Annotated in this window: 5 protein-coding genes; all 5 read left to right on the forward strand. The window is 32.8% G+C overall.

From position 1 onward, the window contains the following. Positions 1–228: hypothetical protein (locus tag ABT114_RS50045; RefSeq protein WP_502988543.1), on the forward strand; the 228-nt coding region annotated here is incomplete at its 5' end. Beyond that, a complete protein-coding gene (locus ABT114_RS50050; protein WP_193017583.1) occupies positions 216–1,466 on the forward strand; it encodes a restriction endonuclease subunit S in 1,251 nt (416 codons plus the stop codon). The genes ABT114_RS50045 and ABT114_RS50050, both read left to right, overlap by 13 nt. Before the next feature lie 207 nt (positions 1,467–1,673). Further along, entirely contained in the window at positions 1,674–2,018 is a 345-nt protein-coding gene (locus ABT114_RS50055) for a DUF1413 domain-containing protein (protein ID WP_349221525.1), read from the forward strand. Between the two features lie 266 nt (positions 2,019–2,284). Continuing rightward, on the forward strand, positions 2,285–2,890 hold the full coding sequence (locus tag ABT114_RS50060; protein WP_063284065.1) for a dienelactone hydrolase family protein: 606 nt from the start codon (positions 2,285–2,287) through the stop codon (positions 2,888–2,890). A 373-nt stretch (positions 2,891–3,263) separates the two neighbouring features. Then, on the forward strand, positions 3,264–3,453 hold a 190-nt coding region (locus ABT114_RS50065; RefSeq protein ID WP_502988545.1), incomplete at its 3' end, for a pyroglutamyl-peptidase I family protein.

Below are 3,453 nucleotides of genomic sequence, written 5' to 3' on the forward strand. Positions count from 1 at the left end.
TTACAAGATAAAAAGTTGTTAGAAGAATACAAAGCAGAAAATGACAGCTTAAAAGCTCTCAAAATGCCCTCACAGGAAACAGAATTCAAACACTTAGACAATCAATATAAAGATGAAGTGAACGCTCTTAAAGAGAAGTTGGAAAATTTGCAGGAACAAATCAAAGATCAAAAAAGGATAGAAGAACAAGAAAAACCAAGAAAATGGTGGGGACTATGGCGAAAATAGATGATTCAGTTAAAAAGAAAGTTCCAGAATTAAGGTTTCCGGGATTTACGGATGATTGGGAAGAGCGTAAGTTAGGAGAATTATCTAATATTGTTGGTGGTGGAACACCAAGTACATCGAACCCTGAATACTGGGACGGTGATATTGATTGGTATGCACCAGCTGAAATTGGAGAACAAAGTTATGTTAGTAAAAGTAAAAAGACTATTACTGAACTAGGTCTAAAGAAGAGTTCAGCTCGAATTTTACCAGTAGGAACCGTCTTATTTACTTCTCGTGCTGGTATCGGAAACACCGCTATATTAGCCAAAGAAGCTACAACTAATCAAGGGTTTCAATCAATTGTTCCTGATCAAAATAAACTTGATAGTTATTTTATTTTTTCAAGAACTAATGAGCTCAAGCGATATGGGGAAGTCACCGGTGCAGGATCTACTTTTGTTGAGGTTTCAGGTAAGCAAATGTCGAAAATGTCGATTATGGTACCTGAACTTTCAGAACAACAAAAAATCGGGTCATTCTTTAAACAGTTAGACGATACTATCGCTCTTCATCAACGTAAGTTAGATTTATTGAAAGAACAGAAAAAAGGCTTTTTACAAAAGATGTTCCCTAAAAATGGTGCCAAAGTTCCTGAATTGCGATTTGCGGGGTTTGCTGACGATTGGGAAGAGCGTAAGTTATCTGACGTAGCTAATCACAGAGGCGGAACAGCTATTGAAAAGTATTTTGACAAATATGGTGTATACAAAGTTATTTCAATTGGTAGCTATGGATTAAATAGCCAATACGTTGATCAAAATATTCGCGCAATATCAAATGAAATTACAGATGGACGAGTTGTTAATTCTGGAGAGCTCACCATGGTGCTAAATGATAAAACTGCTAATGGAACAATTATTGGAAGAACTTTACTGGTAGAAAAAGATAACGAATATGTTATCAATCAACGAACTGAAATTATTTCTCCGAAAGAAAACTTTGATTCTAATTTTGCATATACCATACTTAATGGTCCTTTTAGAGAAAAAGTTAAACGAATTGTTCAGGGGGGAACGCAAATATATGTTAACTATCCTGCAGTTTCTAATCTAAATCTAGAGCTACCTAAGATTGAAGAACAACAAAAAATAGGCTCTTTCTTTAAACAGTTAGATGACACTATCGCTCTTCATCAGCGTAAGCTAGATCTTCTCAAAGAGCAGAAAAAAGGATTTCTACAAAAGATGTTCGTTTAGGGTCTATAATTAGATAATAACCCCTAAGAAATTAACCAAAAACAGCCCTTATACTTACAAGATATAATTATAGGGGCTGTTTTTTACAAATTTATAAAAAATAAAGCATTTATATAAATGTTTTATTGACAAACAAAATGTTTTATTGACAAACAAAATAGGATGTGATATCCTTTATATGAATATAAATGAAAGGACATAATTAAAATGTCAAAGAATATCCAATTAACCCTAACTGATTTGCAGTATGAAACCTTGCTAAAAAAAGCAGGAAGCTTCTCTATCCAGCAATATCTGATTAAAAAAGAATTTCCAAACCACGAATTTTCTCATTGGTTTAACGAAATAACTGGACTAATTGAAAAACTTCCACCTGACACAAACTTTTCACTAAAAACTTTATTATCTGTAAATTGGGAAACTATTCCTAAAGGAGTACGCCTATCAATAGGAAAACAATTTCTAAAAGAAGTCAATGAAGGAAGTATTCGAGCAGTAAAATATGTAAAAAAAGACTCTGCCAATACTACCATCTACAAAAAAACACTTTAAAAAACTTCGCAACAGAACCTATAATATCCTTCTAACTATATAATAACTTGAAAATTACTAATTTATCTGTACTGTAGTATATTAGAATTGAAGGAATTGTAAATAGAATAGTTATTTGATATACTTTAGAAAATACATGTTAATAATGTGAAATCAGACTTTAATTACGGTGAATAATATGAGATTAAGTCTGATGGGTCTTGTTATTATTCTAATATCATTATAGAAATATAAATCGGTAAATTCAGTTTAACTAGGAGGATTATATGAAGCCAATTGTTTTTATCTATCATTCAGTACTTGGAATAAGAGGGTCTGAATTAAATTTGTCAGAGGTTATAAAAAAAGAAGGTTTTGATGTTATCATTCCTGATTTGTATGAAGGAAAGAAATTTGATGATTATAAAACAGCTATGGCTTTTCTCGGAACATTTGGAGAAGATGGTTTAGAAAAGAAAGCCTATGCGATGTTCGAGGAAGAACACAAGAAGAATGGTAAGAAACCGGTTATCTTTATTGGTTTTTCAAATGGTTGTAATTTAGCAGAGTGGCTTTCGCTAAAAATTCCAGAGACAGTTGGAACCATATTGTTACATGGTGGAATGCCAGTTAAAATGTTTGGCTATGAGGGGTGGCCATCAAATCTCCCCATCCAAATCCATTATTCTAAAGAAGATCCGTGGAAACTAGAAGATGAAGAAATTTTACAAGAATTCCTGAATGAAATAGAAAATTCAGGCGCTAAGTTGGAATTCTATGAATATGAAGGAGAAGGATATTTGTTTTCTGATCCTGAATTGCTATTAGAATATAATGATATAGAAACTCAAAATATGTATGAGAAAGTAAAAGGATTTTTAAGTAACTTTTAGTAATGGAATGATAAATTTATGCTGATACCACTAAAGAGCTATGGTAGGAGATTGTCTTGTAAACTGTAACTGGATGTATTATTGAAACTGACAATAAGCTTCTAATGGTTTAGCAAGGGAATGAAATGATTCAAAGCAAAAAGAAGACCACGTACAAAATTTATATGGTGTTCTTTTTGTTTAGTTTTTTAATGTGGTCATAAAAAGGCGGAGCCTATTATAAGTTTAATTATTTAATTTCAGAAAGGTATATATAAATCATGGCGCAACAAATTGTCCTACCCATCAAAGACTCCAACGTCTTAAAGATGGTACAAGATACACTTCTCGATAGCTTCTGTACTTCTTGGCATTTTAGAAAGGAAATCTTCTCATGAAAATTCTTGTTACCGGATTTGATCCCTTTGGCGACGATAAAATTAATCCTGCGATTGAAGCCGTGAAACGTTTGCCGGATGAAATTGCTGGGGCACAAATCGTTAAATTGGAAATTCCGACAAAGTTTAATGTTTCAGCCGATGTCGTTAAAGATGCTATTGCCAAAGAAAAGCCTGACTATGTGT

The organism is Streptomyces sp. NPDC002088 (assembly GCF_040296605.1).
Lineage (GTDB): Bacteria > Actinomycetota > Actinomycetes > Streptomycetales > Streptomycetaceae > Streptomyces.

What these genes read in the sequence shown, in the direction of transcription:
- ABT114_RS50050 (WP_193017583.1), top strand. Translation starts at nt 216, where the DNA reads ATGGCGAAAATAGATGATTCAGTTAAAAAGAAAGTTCCAGAATTAAGG.
- ABT114_RS50055 (WP_349221525.1), top strand. Translation starts at nt 1,674, where the DNA reads ATGTCAAAGAATATCCAATTAACCCTAACTGATTTGCAGTATGAAACC.
- ABT114_RS50060 (WP_063284065.1), top strand. Translation starts at nt 2,285, where the DNA reads ATGAAGCCAATTGTTTTTATCTATCATTCAGTACTTGGAATAAGAGGG.